We start from the raw sequence: 15,983 nt of genomic DNA, 5'->3' as shown, positions 1-15,983 counted from the left end.
CCCCGTTCGGCGACGGGTTCACGAAGTTACTGGTAACGCTATCAATTCCGGTAAGGCCGGCGGACCAGGCTTGTCAATAGCTGGCTAGACCAATGCGCCAACCAGAGTGCCCGGTCGATCGCGCATGGTTGGTCAGGCATGCTTGAGCCGATAAACGGTCGTTTGCCAAGTGTTCGTGGCCAGCTTATCGCACGATAAACAGGAGAGACGGATGCGGGCGACACGGCGGGGTCAGGGGGGCGTGACGGTCCAGGACGTCGCGCGCGCGGCCGGGGTTTCGGCCATGACCGTCAGCCGCGTCGTCAATGGCGGCCACAATGTCCGCGAGTCGACCCGCCTGGCAGTGGCGGAGGCGATCGAGCGGCTCCAGTACAAGCCCAACCCGGCGGCGCGGTCGCTCGCGGTCGGCGAGGCGACGCAGATCGGCCTTCTCTATGCCAACCCGTCCGCCGCCTATCTCAGCCAGTTCCTGATCGGCGCGCTTGCCGCCGCGCGCCGTGCCGGCTGCCACCTCGTCCTCGAACCCTGCGAGGGCGAGAGCGCCGACGAACAGGCCGAGGCCACGCGCCAGTTCGCCGCGACCGACGTGCAGGGCGTGATCCTCCCCCCGCCCCTGTCGGAATCGCAGCCGGTGCGCAGCGAACTCGAAGCAGCGGGCATCCCCGCGGTGGCGGTCGCGATGGGCCGGCGTGAGGCGGGCAACCTCAACGTGCGCATCGACGATTTCCAGGCGGCGGCGGCGATGACCCGCCACCTGATCTCGCTCGGCCACCGCGACATCGCCTTCATCCGCGGGCACCCGATCCAAGTCGCGAGCGCCGAACGCTTCCGCGGCTTCGTCCACGCGATCGAGGAAGCCGGCCTCGATCCCGCCGAGATGCGCGTGGAGCCCGGCTATTTCACCTATCGCTCCGGCCTTGCCGCGACGGAGCGGCTGCTCCAGCGCAGCCCCCGCCCCACCGCGATCTTTGCCGCCAATGACGACATGGCCGCCGCCGCAGTTGGCGTGGCGCACCGCCAGGGGCTGCACATCCCGCGCGACATCAGCATCGTCGGCTTCGACGACGTCGCGCTCGCGACCAATGTCTGGCCCGAACTCACCACCGTGCGCCAGCCGATCGCGCAAATGGCCGAGACCGCGGTGTCGATGCTGCTCGCGCGGCTGCGGCGCCGCGGTGGCGGCGAAGGCGAGATCGAGGAGGTCGTGCTTCCGCACGAGCTGATCCTGCGCGAATCGACCGCGCCGCCGCCCGTCTCGCCCGTGCAGGCAGTGGCTCCCGCGCGCCGCCGCCCGTCGCGCTGAGGGTTGCCAACCGCCCGAAACAGGCACTAGGTTATCGCTAACATCCAGACGGGACCAACGCGTCCCGCACGATTGGGAGACGGGAATGCAAGGGGCGGGGAATCAGGCCAACATGCGCTTTATCGGCGCGATCGTCGCGGTGGCGACGATCGGCGGGTTCATGTTCGGCTATGACAGCGGCGTCATCAACGGGACGCAGGACGGGCTGGAGGCGGCGTTCGACCTCTCCGCGCTCGGCACCGGCTTCAACGTCGGCGCGATCCTGATCGGCTGTGCGGCGGGCGCCTTCTCGGCCGGTCGCCTGGCCGACGTGATCGGGCGCCGCAAGGTGATGATGCTGTCGGCGTTCCTGTTCCTCGTCAGCGCGCTGCTGGCCGGGATCGCGGGCAGCTCGACCATCTTCGTCATCGCGCGCCTGATCGGCGGCTTGGGCGTCGGCGCCGCGTCGGTGCTGTCGCCCGCCTATATCTCCGAAGTGACCCCCGCCGCGATCCGCGGCCGGCTCGCCTCGGTCCAGCAGATCATGATCATCACCGGCCTGACCGGTGCGTTCGTCGCCAACTGGGCACTGGCGCAGGTCGCCGGCGGCTCGACCGCGCCCTTCTGGTACGGGTTCGAGGCGTGGCGCTGGATGTTCTGGATGCAGGCGATCCCGGCGCTGGTCTATCTCTTGGCGTTGCTGACGATCCCCGAAAGCCCCCGCTTCCTGGTGACCAAGGGCCGCCATGACGAGGCCGAGGCAGTACTCGTCAAGCTGCTCGGCACCGACGAGGGGACGCGCAAGGTCGCCGAGATCCGCGCCTCGCTCTCGCAGGATCACCGTCCTCGCTTCTCGGACCTTCGCGACAAGGTGACGGGCAAGATCCGCTCGATCGTGTGGGTCGGCATCGGCCTCGCCATCTTCCAGCAGCTCGTCGGCATCAACGTCGTCTTCTATTACGGCGCGGTGCTGTGGCAGTCGGTGGGCTTCTCCGAGGCCGACTCGCTGCTCATCAACATCGTGTCGGGCACGCTCTCGATCCTCGCCTGCCTCGTCACCGTGGCGCTGGTCGACAAGGTCGGGCGCAAGCCGCTGCTGCTGATCGGTTCGGCGGGCATGTTCGTGACGCTCGCGACCGTCGCCTTCGCCTTTTCGCACTCGGTGCCGGGCGCCGAGGGCGGCGTCACGCTGCCGGGCAATTGGGGCATCATCGCGCTGATCGCCGCCAACCTCTATGTCATCTTCTTCAACGTCAGCTGGGGTCCGGTGATGTGGGTCATGCTGGGCGAGATGTTCCCCAACCAGATCCGCGGATCGGCGCTGGCGTTCGCCGGCCTGGCCCAGTGGATGGCGAACTTCTTCGTCTCGGTGAGCTTCCCGTGGGCGGCGGCCAACATCGGCCTGGTCGTCACCTACAGCTTCTTCGCGGCGAGCGCGCTCATCTCCTACTTCTTCGTCAGCCGCAGCGTCCACGAGACCCGCGGCCGCGAGCTGGAGGCGATGGAAGGCTGAAGCTGCTAAGGGGGCGGGCATGTACGCCCCGCCCGCCTTTCGTGAGGATCGCGCCGACATGCTGTTCGGCGCGATCCGCGCGCATCCGCTCGGCACGCTTGTCACGTCGGGCGCCGGCGGACTGCTCGCCAATCTGATCCCGTTCACCTTGGTCGAGACCGGCGGCGCGGCGATCCTGCGCGCGCACCTCGCCAAGGCGAACGACCAGATCGCCGACCTTCGCGCAGGCGCGCCGACGCTGGTCCTGTTCCAGGGGCCGCACGGTTATGTCAGCCCGAGCTGGTACGCGACCAAGGCCGAGCATGGCCGCGTCGTCCCCACCTGGAACTACATCGCGGTGCAGATCGCCGGTGAGCCCCGCATCCTCGATGACGCCGATTGGCTCCGCGAGCAGCTGGAGGCGCTCACCGACGCGCAGGAGGGCGCTCGCGCCGAGCCGTGGCGGGTGGGCGACGCGCCCGCCGCGTTCGTGGCGGGGCAGATGAAGGGCATCGTCGGCCTGGAAATCCGCGTCGAGCGGATCGAGGGCAAGTGGAAGGTCAGCCAGAACCAGCCCGCCGCGAACCGCGCGGGTGTGGTGGCGGGGCTATGCGCGGACGGGAATGATCCGCTGGCGGAGGCGGTTCGGGAGCGCAGGTGACCGCCGCCTTGGCGTCCGTTCGCGGCAGCACGGGCTTACACACCCCATGTCTCCCCGGCGAAGGCCGGGGTGAAGTTGGGCGACCCTAGTGATAACCGGCGCCCACAGTCGCTACCGCCTTCCCACCTGGACCCCGGCCTTCGCCGGGGAGGCACTCTAAGAGGCAGGCGGAGTCTTAGCTGACGATTAGATCCGCGCCTCGGGCAGCACGACCCCCGGGACGTCCACCTCGAAGCGGAACAGGTCGCCCGCCAGCGGCTCCTTCGCGCGGCCGGCAGCGTCGAGGTGCTTGTTCGCCGTCGTCGCGAACACCGTCTTGAGCTCCGGCCCGCCGAACGCGACCTTGGTGATCGCGCTGACGGGGAAGCGGACGGTCTCCAGAAGCTCGCCCTTGGGCGAATAGCGCCGCACCGCGCCGCCATTGTAGAGACCGATCCACACGCAGCCCTCGGCATCGCAGGTCGGGCCGTCGGGAAAACCCTCGCCCTCGCCGATGCGCGCGAACACGCGGGGGTCGGAAAGCTCGCCCGCCTCGCTCAGCGTCGCGGCGTGGATGACCTGTCCCAGCGTGTCGACATGATAAAGGGTGCGCCCATCGGGGCTGACCGCCGGGCCGTTGGTGATCGAAACCTTCGGCGTCGTCGCGGTGCAGGTCTTGCCGTCATAGCGATAGATGGTGCCGGTGATGCCCGCCTCGGCATCGTCCATGCTGCCGAACCACAGCCGCCCTGCCCCGTCGACGGTGCCGTCGTTCAGGCGATTGCCCGGCTGGTCGGGCTCGGGCGACAGGATCGCGGCGAAGCTGCCGTCCTTGGGATCGAAGCGCGACAGCCCGGTCTTGAGCCCCGCGACGAAGCCGCCGCCGGCGATCGGCAGCACGAAGCCGACCTGATCGGGCGCCGCCCATTCCGCGCGCTCGCCGGTTGCGGGATCGAGGCGATAGATGCGATGCCGCTTGATATCGACGAAGTAGAGCGCCTTTTCGCGCGCCACCCAGACCGGCCCTTCGAGCAGCGGGCCGCCCAGCGCCCAGATGCTCTGCGGCTCGCTCTTCACCACGCCCATCGCCCTCTCCTCAGCGCCAGCCGGCATCGACGAAGTAATTGTGCCCGGTCACGAGCGCGGCATCGTCGGAGGCCAGGAACATCACCATCGCCGCAATGTCGTGCGGCAGCAAGCGCCCCTTCAGGCACTGCGCGTCGACGATCTCCGCCTCGCCCTCGGGCGTGTACCATTGAAGCTGGCGCGGGGTGCGGACATTCCCCGGAATGACGCAGGTCGCGCGAATGTTGTCGGGGCCCAACTCGCGCGCCAGGCTGCGAGTCAGGCCTTCGATGGCGGCCTTGCAGGTCTGGTACAGGGTGAGGCCGGGCAGGCCGAGATGCCAGGAGATCGAACCCAGATTGATGATCGCACCGCCACCGCGGGCACGCATCGCGGGCACCACCGCCTGCGCACAGAAGAACATGTGCTTCAGGTTCACCGCCAGGCGGTTGTCCCAATAGGCCTCGTCCACCTGGTCGAGCGTGTGGCGGTCGTCGTTGGCGGCGTTGTTGACGAGGATGTCGAAACCGTTGTTCTGGTCGATCAGCCGCGCGATCGTCGCCTGAAGGTCGGCGACGCGGGTGAGGTCGACCTGCTCGAAGCGGACGTTCGGCGACCCCAGCCGCTCGACCACCGCGCGCGAATCCGCCTCGGCGATGTCGAAGAAGGTGACGTCGGCGCCCTGCCGAGCGAACCCCTCGACGATCCCGGCGCCGATCCCCGATCCGCCGCCGGTGACCAGCACGCGCTTGCCGTTGAGGCTGGGATAGATTGCCCGGCTGGCCGCGTCCGGAACGGTGTCGAAACTCGGGTCGGCCTCGGCCATCGGGGTATCGGCTTTCGATTGAGAATCGGGGTCGGTCACGCAGGCACCGTTTCGGACCGGCGCGCCGCGACGTCGCGCATCAGCGCGCGGATGCCGAGCGTCCAGGGTGTCGCGTCGCGCGAGGTGACGACGGTGTTGGTGAGGCTGCCCAGCGCGTCGCTGCGGATCGTGACGACGTCGCCGACCTTGTGCGTGAAGCCGCGGCCGGGATGATCGCGGTCCTGGACGGGCGCGAACAGCGTGCCCAGGAACAGCGCGAAGCCGTCGGGATACTGATGCTCCGACAGCGTCTGGCGCACCAGTTCCTCAGGATCGCGGCTGATCTCGCGCATCGAGCTGTGCCCCTCCAGCCGATAGCCGTCGGTGCCCTCGATCGTCAGGTCGAGTTCGGCAGCGCGGACGTCGTCCATCGTGAACCCGCCTGCGAACAGCCGCACGAACGGACCGAGCGAGCAGGACGCGTTGTTGTCCTTGGCCTTGCCGAGCAGGAGCGCGCTACGCCCCTCGAAATCACGCAGGTTGACGTCGTTGCCGAGCGTTGCGCCGACCGGACGGCCGGCGGCATCGACGACGATCACCACTTCCGGCTCGGGATTGTTCCAGTGCGAGTCGGAGCGGATGCCGATGTCGCCGCCCCAGCCGATCGTCGACAGGACGGGCGACTTGGTGAACACCTCCGCATCGGGGCCGATCGCGACTTCGAGATATTGCGACCACAGGCTCGCCTCGATCAGCGCCGCCTTGAGCCGCGCGGCTTCCTCGCTGCCCGGCACGACCGACCGGATGCCGCCGCCGACCTTGGCCTCCAGCTCCGAACGGATCGCCGCCGCGGCGCTCGAGTCGCCGCGTGCACGCTCCTCGATGACGCGCTCGATCGCGGAGACGGCAAAGGTGACGCCGCATGCCTTGACGCATTGCAGGTCGATCGGGGAACGCAGCTCGAACTCGGCGCCCGAGCCCTCGGCGCCCAGATCATCGACGTCGCAAATCGCGTCGCCGGCCGCAGCCACCGGATCGTCGAGGTCGAAGAGGTCGGCGCTCGTCGGCGCGGCGTCGAAGGCGGAGTGGACGACCCCACCCTTGACGATCACCGGCACGACCGCGCCGCGTACCGCCACGCGGCCAGCCAGAACCGCGGCATCCAGATCGGCGGGCAATGCCGACCGACTCCATTCAAGCGTCATTGCCCCTCCTCGCCGCGGCGCTCCTCGAGCTACCGCGCTGTCATATGTGGTAGCGCTATCAGGAACCGGAGCCTTCTGCAATCGCCCCGGCTCCCGATTGGCGCCGCTTCAAAGTGTCCAGGCGCCGTCGATCCGCGCCAGCGTGCCCGCCTGGCCACCTTCGCGCAGGGCGTCCGGCAGCAGCGCTTCCGGCAGGTCCTGGTACGCAACCGGACGCAGGAAGCGATCGATCGCGAGCGTCCCGACCGAGGTCGTGCGCCCATCCGACGTCGCCGGATAGGGACCGCCATGCACCATCGCGTGCGTCACCTCGACGCCCGTCGGCCAGCCATTGGCGAGGATGCGGCCGACCGTCTGCTCCAGCACGGGGATCAGGCGCTTGGCATCGGCATAGTCGCCCTCGTCGACCTGAATCGTCGCGGTCAGCTGACCTTCGAGCTGCGACAGCACGCCGACCAGTTCCTCCAGGTCGGCACAGCGGACCAGCACCGACGATGCGCCGAACACCTCGTGCAGGTGGACAGGGTCGGCGAGGAAGTCCTTGCCCTCGACGGTGAACAGCGCCGCGCGACCCTGGGTCGGGCCGGCGGGCTCGGCACCCTCGGCCAGCTTGGTGACATAGGGGCTGGCGGCAAGCTTCTCCTTGCCCTCCTCATACGCCTTGTAGATGCCGTCGGTCAGCATGACCTGCGCCACCTGGCCGGTCAGCGTCTCCGCCGCCGCCTGCGAGAAGGCGTCAAGCTCGGCGCCGGCGATGCCGAGGACGAGGCCGGGATTGGTGCAGAACTGGCCCGCGCCCATCGCCAGCGACGCGACATAGGCCTTGGCCAGCGCCTCGCCGCGCGCCTTCAGCGCCGCAGGCATCAGGATGACCGGGTTGATTGCCGACATCTCGGCATAGACGGGGATCGGACGCGGACGCGCAGCCGCGATCTTCATCAGCGCCTCGCCGCCGCCGCGGCTGCCGGTGAAGCCCACCGCCTGGATGCGCGGATCGGCGACCAGGCCCTGGCCGACATGACGGCCCATGCCGTTGACCAGGCTGAACACGCCCTTGGGCATGCCCGTCTTTTCGACGGCGCGCGCGATCGCGGTCGCGATCAGCTCGGCCGTGCCCGGGTGCGCGCTGTGGCCCTTCATCACCACCGGGCAACCGGCCGCCAGTGCCGAGGCGGTGTCGCCGCCCGCGGTCGAGAAGGCGAGCGGGAAGTTCGACGCGCCGAACACCGCGACCGGGCCGATCGGCACGGTGCGAACGCGAAGGTCGGGCTTGGGCGGGGTGCGCGCGGCATCGGCATGGTCGATGCGCAGCTTCTGCCACGCGCCGTCGCGCACTTCCTTGGCGAACAGGCGAAGCTGGTTGGCAGTGCGGCCGCGCTCGCCGGTGATGCGCGCGGTAGGAAGCCCGCTCTCGCGGCTGGCGCGCTCGACCAGCGCGTCGCCCAACGCCTCGATCTCGTCGGCGATCGCCTCGAGGAACGCGGCGCGCTCTTCGAGCGGCTTGGTCGAATAAGGAAGGAACGCGGCCTCCGCGGCGGCGCAGGCGTCGGCGACGTCCTGCTCGCTCGCGCCGGCAAAGGCCACGTCGCCGATCTCGGCGCCCTGTGCGGGATCATAGGCGCGGAAGCGCTGCTCGGACGAGCGGCGCTCGCCTGCGATGAACAGGTCGCCGGTCAGGGTCATGGGATCGCGTCTCCTATCGGTCGGTCAGGTCAGTGGTGGCCGGGGGCATAGGGATGCCGGATGGCCTTGTAGTAATCCAGGTCGTGCGCGGGCGGACGAACACCCTGAGGCAGCGGCCGTCCCGACACCGACCCGAAATAAGCCAGGCTGGCGTCGCGCCACCATATGGCCTCTTCTTTTTGTATGACAAGAAACGATGCGATCTGCTCGGCGCGTTCCGTGTCGATCATCGATGACAGGGCCGCCCATTGGCGGTTCATCCCCTCGACCGCAGCGACGCCGCCGTCATAGCGCGCGACCATCTCTTCCCAAAGCGTGCGCCCCGACGCCATCCGCTCGTCCCAGCCGACATGGTGGAACCAGAGGAGGAAGTCGTCGCCGACGGTGCGCCGATCGGCGAAGCGGCGCGCCACCGGCGGCGCATATTGCGCGACCGCGTTGGAGCCGGTCTTGGTCCGGTCGAAGCCGATGCCGTTCTTGTCGGCGCGGTGATAATATGTCGGATTCCATTCGGGCCGCGCGAGGTCGCTCACCCACGGTCCCGGCCCGTAATGATGGCCGGTCGCCATCAGGTGCGCGAGGCCGAGCGGGGTCATGTAGTCCACCACCGCCTGGCGCGATCCCATCATCATCGCCGTCGCCGGCTCGACGAAGGCAGGGTCGGGCGTGAAGGTCTGGCGTGCCCATTCGCGCGCGATCGTGGCGGGCGCGAGGTCCGGGTTCCACGCCATCCGTCCATAGGCGTACCAATTGGCCTGGTCGAAGATCGAGCCCGACCAGTTGCGGTCGCTGCCGATATTGGCGACGCCCGCCATGCCGGTCAGCTCGTGACCCTCCAGGCTGCCATCGACGACCTTGGCGACGGTCGACCCGCGCCCCTTGGCATAGGTGTCGGCCTCCAGCACCTCCGACCACATCGGCGCGAGATAGGCGAGGTGCGTGGCGAAGCCGAGATACTCCTTGGTGATCTGCACCTCGATCATCAGAGGGGTCTTGGGCATCGCGCCGAACAGCGGGTGGAAAGGTTCGCGCGGCTGGAAGTCGATCGCGCCGTTCTTGACCTGGACGACGACATTGTCGGCGAACTTGCCGTCGAGCGGCTTGAACTCGCTATAGGCCTGCTTGCCGCGATCCTCGGGATCGACCTCCGAATAGACGAAGGCGCGCCACATCACGATCCCGCCATGCGGCTTGACCGCGGCGGCGAGCATGTTGGCGCCGTCGGCATGCGTGCGCTTGTAATCCTGCGGGCCGGGCTGGCCTTCCGAATTCGCCTTGACCAGGAAGCCGCCGAAATCGGGGATGACGCGATAGATCTCGTCGGCCTTCGCCTTCCACCAGGCCGCGACGGCGGGATCGAGCGGATCGGCGGTCGCGGTCTGCTTGAGCTCCACCGGCGTCGACCAGCGGGCGGACAGATAGACCTTGATGCCATAGGGGCGCAGCACGTCGGCGACCTTGGCCGCCTTGGCGATCCACTCCGCGGTCATCATGTCGGGCTTGGCGTTGACGTTGTTGAGCACCGTGCCGTTGATGCCGAGCGAGGCGTTGGCACGCGCATAGTCGATGTAGCGCGGATCGGTCGCGTTCGGCAGCTTCCACCAGTCCCAGATCGACTGGCCGGAGAAACCACGCTCGACCGTGCGATCGAGATTGTCCCAGTGGTTGAGCATGCGCAGCTTGACGCGCGGCTGCTCGGCGACGTCGATCCGCGCGGGAAGCGGTCCCTGCTGGGCAAGGCGGAGAAAGTGGAACGCGCCGTAGAGCGCGCCGACCGGCCGGTTGCCCGCGATCACCAGCGTGCGGCGCCCTCCGACATCGGCTTCGCGGATCAGGAAGCCCTCCTCGCCCGCGCGCGACAGCGGCAGGCGAAGCGCGGCGATCCGCGGCGAGGCCGGCGTTCCGATCAGGATCGCACCGCCCTGCCCCGTCGCCGCGCCGCTCGTCAACGTTGGCAGCGCACGGCGAAGCTCGGCGACCGCGACGGCGATCGTCGGGTTGGACGCTTCATCCGACTCGACCGATCCTGCGCGTGCGGCGAGTGCCGACGCATCGGCCGCGGGTAGCGCGCGATAGCGCTGCCACAGCTCGTAGCCATCCTCGGCGCGTGCGCCGTCTGGCCTGACCAAAATTCCGGTGAACAACAGCAGCGCTGCCACGATCCTCGTCCAGCTGCCGCTTCGCATCGCCTTCTCCTCTCCGTCCTGCGCCGGGCTCACGACGCCTCTTGTCTACCGCTGGCCTTACCGGATAGTGATAGCGCTATCAATATCCGCGCCGACCAAATGGCAGCGTGATCAGGAAGGAGAGACGATGCCGAAGATCGTGGCCGCCCGCGTAATCGTGACGTGCCCGGGGCGCAACTTCGTGACGCTCAAGATCGAGTGCGACGACGGCACCACCGGCGTCGGCGATGCGACCCTCAACGGACGCGAGCTGGCGGTGGCGAGCTACCTGACCGACCACGTCGTTCCCTGCCTAATCGGCCGCGATGCGCACCGGATCGAGGATATCTGGCAGTATCTCTACAAGGGTGCCTATTGGCGCCGCGGCCCGGTCACCATGACTGCGATCGCCGCCGTCGACACCGCGCTCTGGGACATCAAGGGGAAGCTCGCCGGCCTGCCCGTCTATCAGCTGCTCGGCGGAGCGAGCCGCGAGGGCGTGATGGTCTATGGCCACGCCAATGGCACGTCGATCCAGGACACGATCGACGCCGCGATCGAGTATCAGCAGCAAGGCTACAAGGCGATCCGCATCCAGTGCGGCGTCCCCGGCATGGCCTCGACCTATGGCGTGTCCAAGGACCGCTATTTCTACGAGCCCGCGGACGCCGACCTGCCGAGCGAGAATGTCTGGTCGACGTCCAAGTATCTGCGCGTCGTCCCCGAGCTGTTCGCCGCCGCGCGCGAGGCTCTGGGCTGGGACGTCCACCTGCTCCACGACATCCATCACCGCCTGACCCCGATCGAGGCAGGGCGGCTGGGCAAGGACCTGGAGCCATATCGCCCCTTCTGGCTGGAAGACGCGACCCCGGCCGAGAACCAGGAGGCGTTCCGCCTGATCCGCCAGCACACCACCGCGCCGCTGGCAGTGGGCGAGATTTTCAATTCGATCTGGGACGCCAAGGACCTGATCCAGAACCAGCTGATCGACTATATCCGCGCCACGGTCGTCCATGCCGGCGGGATCACGCACCTGCGCCGCATCGCCGCGCTCGCCGACCTCTATCAGGTCCGCACCGGGTGCCACGGCGCGACCGACCTGTCGCCCGTCTGCATGGCGGCGGCGCTGCACTTCGACCTCAGCGTCCCCAATTTCGGCGTGCAGGAATATATGCGCCACACGCCGGAGACCGACGCGGTCTTCCCGCACGCCTACACGTTCGAGGACGGCATGATGCATCCGGGCGATGCGCCGGGCCTGGGCGTCGACATCGATGAGGAGCTCGCCGCGGGGTATGAGTACAGCCGCGCCTTCCTGCCGGTGAACCGGCTGGAGGACGGCACCTTGTGGAGCTGGTGACGTGAGCAAGGCGTCGGCGTTGCTGCCGAAGCCGCGGGGGCGCATCCGCTGGACGATCTGCGCATTGCTGTTCGCCGCGGTCGTGCTCTCGTACATCGACCGGCTGGTGCTGGGCGTGCTCAAGCCCCAGCTCGAGGACCTCTATGGCTGGACCAATGCCGGCTACGGCGACATCACCGGCTATTTCCAGGTCTTCTACGGCTTCGGCTTTCTCGGCTTCGGCTGGCTGATCGACCGGTTCGGCGCCAAGTTCGGCTATATGCTCGCAATGGGGAGCTGGACGCTCGGCCATTTTGCGCAGGTGCTCGTCACCTCGACCACCGGCTTCGCGATCGCCCGCATCCCGCTGGCGCTGGGCGAGGCTGGCACCTTCCCCTCCGCGCTCGCCGCCGCATCGCAATGGTTTCCCAAGCAGGAACGCGCGCTGGCGATCGGCATCTTCAACGCCGGCGCCAATGTCGGCGCGGTCGTGACGCCGGTGCTGGTCTCCTTTCTCGTCGCCGGGCTGCTGCTCGACTGGCGCTGGGCGTTCATCATCACCGGATCGTTCAACCTCGTCTGGCTGTTCGTCTGGTGGCGCTGGTACAAGAAGCCCGCCGAACACCCGAAGATCACCGCGGAAGAACGCGCCTATATTGAGGCGGAGCCGGCGATCGACATGGGTCGCGCGACGTTCGGCCAGGTGCTGCGCCATCGCCAGACCTGGGCCTATATGTCGGGCCGCTTCCTGATCGATCCGGTCTGGTGGACCTTCCTGTTCTGGCTGCCCGACTTCTTTTCCAAGCAGTATGGCTACGACCTCAAGAGCTTCGGCCCGCCGCTCGTCGCCATCTATATCCTCGCCGATGTCGGGGCGATCGCGGGAGGCTGGTACTCGTCATCGCTGCTCCGCCGCGGCGAAGCCGCCGGCCGCGCGCGCAAGCAGGCGATGCTGGTCAGCGCCTTGTTCGCGGTGCCCGTCATGTTCGCGGCGTCGGCGTCGAACATCTGGATCGCCGTCGCACTGATCGGCCTTGCCTGCGCGGCGCATCAGGGATTCTCGACCAATCTCTTCGCGCTGCCGGGCGATCTCTTCCCCCGCTATGCGCAGGGGACGCTGATCGGCCTGGGCGGGTTCGCGGGCGCGGCGGGCGGGTTCATCGCGTCCAAGTCGCTCGGCGCGCTGCTCGATACGGTCGGGAGCTACCAGCCGTTCTTCGTGGCGTGCGGCTTTGCGTACCTGCTGGCGCTGCTCGTCACGCATTGGCTGAACCCGGGCTATCGCGAAGTAACAATTACCTCGTCACCCCGGACTTGATCCGGGGTCCCGCTACTTCTGCCCTTAAGAGAAGAAGCGGGATCTCGGCTCGAGGCCGGGATGACGGGTCGGGTTCTGCTCCCGCCTGCGCGGGAGCACCCACGACCTTATCCGATCGTCAGCGCGGTCCCCTTGAGCATCGCCGAGCTCGCACCGGCGAGGATCTCGACCTCGCCCGGCTCCACCACTTCCTTGAGCTCGCGGTTCCACAGCCGGAACGCCTTGGTGCCAAGCGTGAAGCCCACCCGCCGCCGCTCGCCGGCGGCCAGCGTCACGCGCTCGAAGCCCTTCAGCTCCAGCACCGGCTGCGTCACGCTGGCCGATCGGCGGCGGATGTAGAGCTGCACTACCTCGTCGCCCGCGCGGTCGCCGACATTGGCGACCTCGACCTCGACGCGCACCTCGCCATCGGCGGCAATGCGCGGGCTCGACAGCACCGGCGTGCCGATCTCGAACCGGGAGTAGCTCAGCCCATGCCCGAAAGGGAACAGGGGTGAGGCATCGTCGAACAGGTATCCGCGTCGCGCCGTCGGCTTGTGGTTGTAGTAGAAGGGCACCTGCCCGGCATTGCGCACCACCGTTACCGGCAGCTTGGCGCCCGGGTTGACGATGCCGAACAGCCCCTCGGCGATCGCGGTGCCGCCCTCCTGCCCGACATACCAGCATTCGAGGATCGCGTTCGCACCGGCCACGACCGACGGCCAGCTCGGCGGACGGCCGTTGAGCGCGGTAACGACGATGGGCTTGCCCAGCGCCTTCAAGGCCGCGAACAGCTCGTTCTGCTCGCCCACCAGGTCGAGTTCGGTGCGATCGCCGAGGTGATTTCGGGCATAGGCCTCGCGGCTCGTCTGTTCGGTATCGCCGATCGCGAGCACGATGACCTCCGCCCCGCGCGCGACCTCGACCGCCTGGGCGATCAGCGCGCGGTTGGCGGCCGGGTCGGCGAGCAGCACCTCGTCGGCGGAGCGGTCCTCCGACTGGACGATCCTCACCCCCTCGGCATGGACGATCGGCCGCCCGCGCCCGACGATCGCGCGCACCCCCTCCAGCAGCGAGACGGTCTGCTTGGGCACGCTTGAATAGCCGCCCAGCCGCGCGACCGCGGCGTTGGGCCCGATCACCGCCACCGTCCCGCCGCTCCGCGCGAGCGGCAGCATGCCGTCGTTCTTGAGGAGGCACAGCGACTTGCGCGCCGCCTCCAGCGCGAGTGCGCGCGCCTCGGCATTGCCGGTGACGCGCTGGGCGGTGCGAAGGTCGCCATAAGGATTCTCGAACAACCCGGCGCGGAACTTGAAGGCGAGGATCCGCTCGACCGCGCGGTCGATAAGCGCCTGCTCGACCTTGCCGGCGCGCACCTGCGCCACGAGCGTGCGGAAACCTTCGCCGTCGGGCAGTTCCCAGTCGACGCCGGCCGCCAGCGCCTGACGCGCGGCGTCCTCCTTGTCGGTCGCGACATGGTGGAGCGTGGCGAGCTCCGCCACCGCGCCATAATCGCTGACGATCACGCCGTCGAAGCCCCATTCGCCGCGCAGCACGCCATCCAGCAGCCAGCGATTGCCGTGGCTGGGGATGCCGTCGATCTCGTTATAGCTCGGCATCACCGCGGCGATGCCGGTGCGCTCGACCACTTCGCGGAACGGCGGGAAGAAGTTCTCGCGCAGCTCGCGTTCGCTGATCTGCGCCGGGGCCACATTGTTGCCCGCCTCCGGCTGGCCGTGGCCGGTCATGTGCTTGAGCGTCGCGAACACCTTGCCTGGCGGCAGCATCGGCCCCTTGCCCGTGCCCTGAAGCCCCTCGACCGCGGCGACGCCCATCTCGCCGACCAGATAGGGGTCCTCGCCAAACGTCTCCTCGATCCGGCCCCAGCGGGGATCCCGGACGATGTCGACGACGGGCGACAGCACGAACGGCACGCCCCGCGCCCGCGCCTCTCGCGCGATCTGGCCCTGGACGCGGCGCATCAGGTCGCGGTCGAAGCTGCCCGCCAGCGCGATCGCCTGGGGGAACATCGTCGCTTCGTTGGCCATATAGCCGTGAAGCGATTCCTCGTGGACGAGGACGGGGATGCCCAGCCGCGTGCGCTTGGTCGCCCAGTCCTGCATCGCGTTGATGAAGGCGACGGTCTGCGCGGGCGTGCGGCCATTGTTGACGGTGGCGCCCGCCGCCCCGGCGACGCCCGCCACGCCGCGCTTGTCGGAGGCGCGGGTGAGCTGACCAAAGCCGTCGGGATAGGCCGACGACGCCTTGGCAGGGTCGAAGGTCATGCCGTTCATGATCTCGCTCTTGGTCGCCCAGAGCGCGATCATCTGCATGACCTTTTCCTCCAGCGTCATGCGGCCGATCAGGTCGCGCACCCGGTCCGGCACCGGCGCCCGCGCGTCGCGATAGAGCGCGCGCCCGCGGCCCTGCGGCGTTCCCGCCTTTGCCAGCATCGGTGCCGCGATCGCCGCACTCGCCCCCAGCATCATCCGAAGCGCCGCGCGCCGATTGGCCATGTTCCTCTCCCTTTCGGGTCAAGCGTTACCGCTATCAACCAACGCGTCAACCGCCGCGCGCCGCCGCAAACGGCCAATTCGCGCTGCATACGTAGTTGCAATCAAGTGGATCAATCGACGTGGTCTCTAAAGGCTGACTGATCGCCGGCGGGAAACGGCGCACGAGGCGGAGATGCACAGCGCCAGTCCCTGTACCATCGATCTTGGCAGCCGCGATCGCGATGCCGCGCTGATCCACCGCGACGCCGATCTGGTCGCCGTCGCGGTCCGCCTTGCCGATCCGGGGCATGGCGAGCATGTCGGCCGCTGGCATCTGGAGGCCTATTTTCCCGCGCCCGGCGCCCGCTTTCCGCTGTTCGACAGCCTGGACGGGGTCGTCGACCATCTCTGCCGGGTCGACGCGGCGCGGCGACCGGTCGACGCCCGGAACGAAGCGTCTGAATTCGTGCCGGAACTTTCTTCGCCGGCGCGGGCTTAGTTCTTGGGCGGGGGTG

At 68.4% G+C, this 15,983-nt stretch carries 12 protein-coding genes; 6 read left to right on the top strand and 6 right to left on the bottom strand.

Annotated elements, in window-relative coordinates:
• Positions 1-211: 211 nt before the first annotated feature.
• The 3 genes from RS883_RS06975 (at position 212) to RS883_RS06965 (ending at position 3,435) form a co-directional block, all read left to right on the top strand.
• Positions 212-1,303 carry a LacI family DNA-binding transcriptional regulator gene (locus RS883_RS06975; RefSeq protein WP_315764157.1) on the top strand — a complete coding sequence of 364 codons (1,092 nt, stop codon included), beginning with the start codon at positions 212-214 and terminating at the stop codon, positions 1,301-1,303.
• 112 nt (positions 1,304-1,415) lie between these two features.
• Entirely contained in the window at positions 1,416-2,795 is a 1,380-nt protein-coding gene (locus tag RS883_RS06970; protein ID WP_315764154.1) for a sugar porter family MFS transporter, read from the top strand.
• Between the two features lie 19 nt (positions 2,796-2,814).
• Entirely contained in the window at positions 2,815-3,435 is a 621-nt protein-coding gene (locus tag RS883_RS06965; protein WP_315764151.1) for an FMN-binding negative transcriptional regulator, read from the top strand.
• Between the two features lie 186 nt (positions 3,436-3,621).
• On the opposite strand, the gene RS883_RS06960 is transcribed toward RS883_RS06965, so the two are convergent.
• The 5 genes from RS883_RS06960 to RS883_RS06940 all read right to left on the bottom strand — a co-directional run bounded on the left by RS883_RS06960 (position 3,622) and on the right by RS883_RS06940 (position 10,358).
• On the bottom strand, positions 3,622-4,500 hold the full coding sequence (locus tag RS883_RS06960) for an SMP-30/gluconolactonase/LRE family protein (protein ID WP_315764149.1): 879 nt from the start codon (positions 4,498-4,500) through the stop codon (positions 3,622-3,624).
• 10 nt (positions 4,501-4,510) lie between these two features.
• Positions 4,511-5,305, bottom strand: coding sequence for an SDR family oxidoreductase (locus tag RS883_RS06955; protein WP_315764146.1), 795 nt, complete (start codon positions 5,303-5,305; stop codon positions 4,511-4,513).
• A gap of 35 nt (positions 5,306-5,340) precedes the next feature.
• Positions 5,341-6,489 carry a fumarylacetoacetate hydrolase family protein gene (locus RS883_RS06950; RefSeq protein WP_315764143.1) on the bottom strand — a complete coding sequence of 383 codons (1,149 nt, stop codon included), beginning with the start codon at positions 6,487-6,489 and terminating at the stop codon, positions 5,341-5,343.
• Between the two features lie 108 nt (positions 6,490-6,597).
• Positions 6,598-8,172, bottom strand: coding sequence for an aldehyde dehydrogenase (NADP(+)) (locus RS883_RS06945; RefSeq protein WP_315764141.1), 1,575 nt, complete (start codon positions 8,170-8,172; stop codon positions 6,598-6,600).
• 29 nt (positions 8,173-8,201) lie between these two features.
• Positions 8,202-10,358 carry an alpha-glucuronidase family glycosyl hydrolase gene (locus RS883_RS06940; RefSeq protein WP_315764140.1) on the bottom strand — a complete coding sequence of 719 codons (2,157 nt, stop codon included), beginning with the start codon at positions 10,356-10,358 and terminating at the stop codon, positions 8,202-8,204.
• 127 nt (positions 10,359-10,485) lie between these two features.
• Here RS883_RS06940 and manD point away from each other — a divergent pair, with 127 nt between their 5' ends.
• Entirely contained in the window at positions 10,486-11,697 is a 1,212-nt protein-coding gene (gene manD / locus RS883_RS06935) for a D-mannonate dehydratase ManD (protein WP_315764139.1), read from the top strand.
• Position 11,698: 1 nt separating this feature from the next.
• Positions 11,699-12,994: an MFS transporter gene (locus tag RS883_RS06930; RefSeq protein WP_315764138.1), complete on the top strand. Its 1,296-nt coding sequence runs from the start codon at positions 11,699-11,701 to the stop codon at positions 12,992-12,994.
• Between the two features lie 107 nt (positions 12,995-13,101).
• On the opposite strand, the gene RS883_RS06925 is transcribed toward RS883_RS06930, so the two are convergent.
• Positions 13,102-15,489 carry a glycoside hydrolase family 3 N-terminal domain-containing protein gene (locus RS883_RS06925; protein ID WP_315764136.1) on the bottom strand — a complete coding sequence of 796 codons (2,388 nt, stop codon included), beginning with the start codon at positions 15,487-15,489 and terminating at the stop codon, positions 13,102-13,104.
• Between the two features lie 172 nt (positions 15,490-15,661).
• On the opposite strand from RS883_RS06925, the gene RS883_RS06920 reads away from it, so the two are divergent.
• Complete coding sequence (locus tag RS883_RS06920) at positions 15,662-15,967, top strand: hypothetical protein (RefSeq protein WP_315764134.1); 306 nt, start codon at positions 15,662-15,664, stop codon at positions 15,965-15,967.
• Positions 15,968-15,983: the final 16 nt, after the last annotated feature.

The sequence above is a fragment of the Sphingomonas sp. Y38-1Y genome (assembly GCF_032391395.1).
In the GTDB taxonomy this organism is placed as follows: Bacteria; Pseudomonadota; Alphaproteobacteria; order Sphingomonadales; family Sphingomonadaceae; genus Sphingomonas.
This window is presented reverse-complemented; position numbering and strand designations above follow the sequence as displayed.

What these genes read in the sequence shown, in the direction of transcription:
- RS883_RS06960 (WP_315764149.1), bottom strand. Translation starts at nt 4,500, where the DNA reads ATGGGCGTGGTGAAGAGCGAGCCGCAGAGCATCTGGGCGCTGGGCGGC.
- RS883_RS06950 (WP_315764143.1), bottom strand. Translation starts at nt 6,489, where the DNA reads ATGACGCTTGAATGGAGTCGGTCGGCATTGCCCGCCGATCTGGATGCC.
- RS883_RS06970 (WP_315764154.1), top strand. Translation starts at nt 1,416, where the DNA reads ATGCGCTTTATCGGCGCGATCGTCGCGGTGGCGACGATCGGCGGGTTC.
- RS883_RS06945 (WP_315764141.1), bottom strand. Translation starts at nt 8,172, where the DNA reads ATGACCCTGACCGGCGACCTGTTCATCGCAGGCGAGCGCCGCTCGTCC.
- RS883_RS06920 (WP_315764134.1), top strand. Translation starts at nt 15,662, where the DNA reads ATGCACAGCGCCAGTCCCTGTACCATCGATCTTGGCAGCCGCGATCGC.
- RS883_RS06975 (WP_315764157.1), top strand. Translation starts at nt 212, where the DNA reads ATGCGGGCGACACGGCGGGGTCAGGGGGGCGTGACGGTCCAGGACGTC.
- RS883_RS06955 (WP_315764146.1), bottom strand. Translation starts at nt 5,305, where the DNA reads ATGGCCGAGGCCGACCCGAGTTTCGACACCGTTCCGGACGCGGCCAGC.
- RS883_RS06940 (WP_315764140.1), bottom strand. Translation starts at nt 10,358, where the DNA reads ATGCGAAGCGGCAGCTGGACGAGGATCGTGGCAGCGCTGCTGTTGTTC.
- RS883_RS06965 (WP_315764151.1), top strand. Translation starts at nt 2,815, where the DNA reads ATGTACGCCCCGCCCGCCTTTCGTGAGGATCGCGCCGACATGCTGTTC.
- RS883_RS06925 (WP_315764136.1), bottom strand. Translation starts at nt 15,489, where the DNA reads ATGGCCAATCGGCGCGCGGCGCTTCGGATGATGCTGGGGGCGAGTGCG.
- manD (WP_315764139.1), top strand. Translation starts at nt 10,486, where the DNA reads ATGCCGAAGATCGTGGCCGCCCGCGTAATCGTGACGTGCCCGGGGCGC.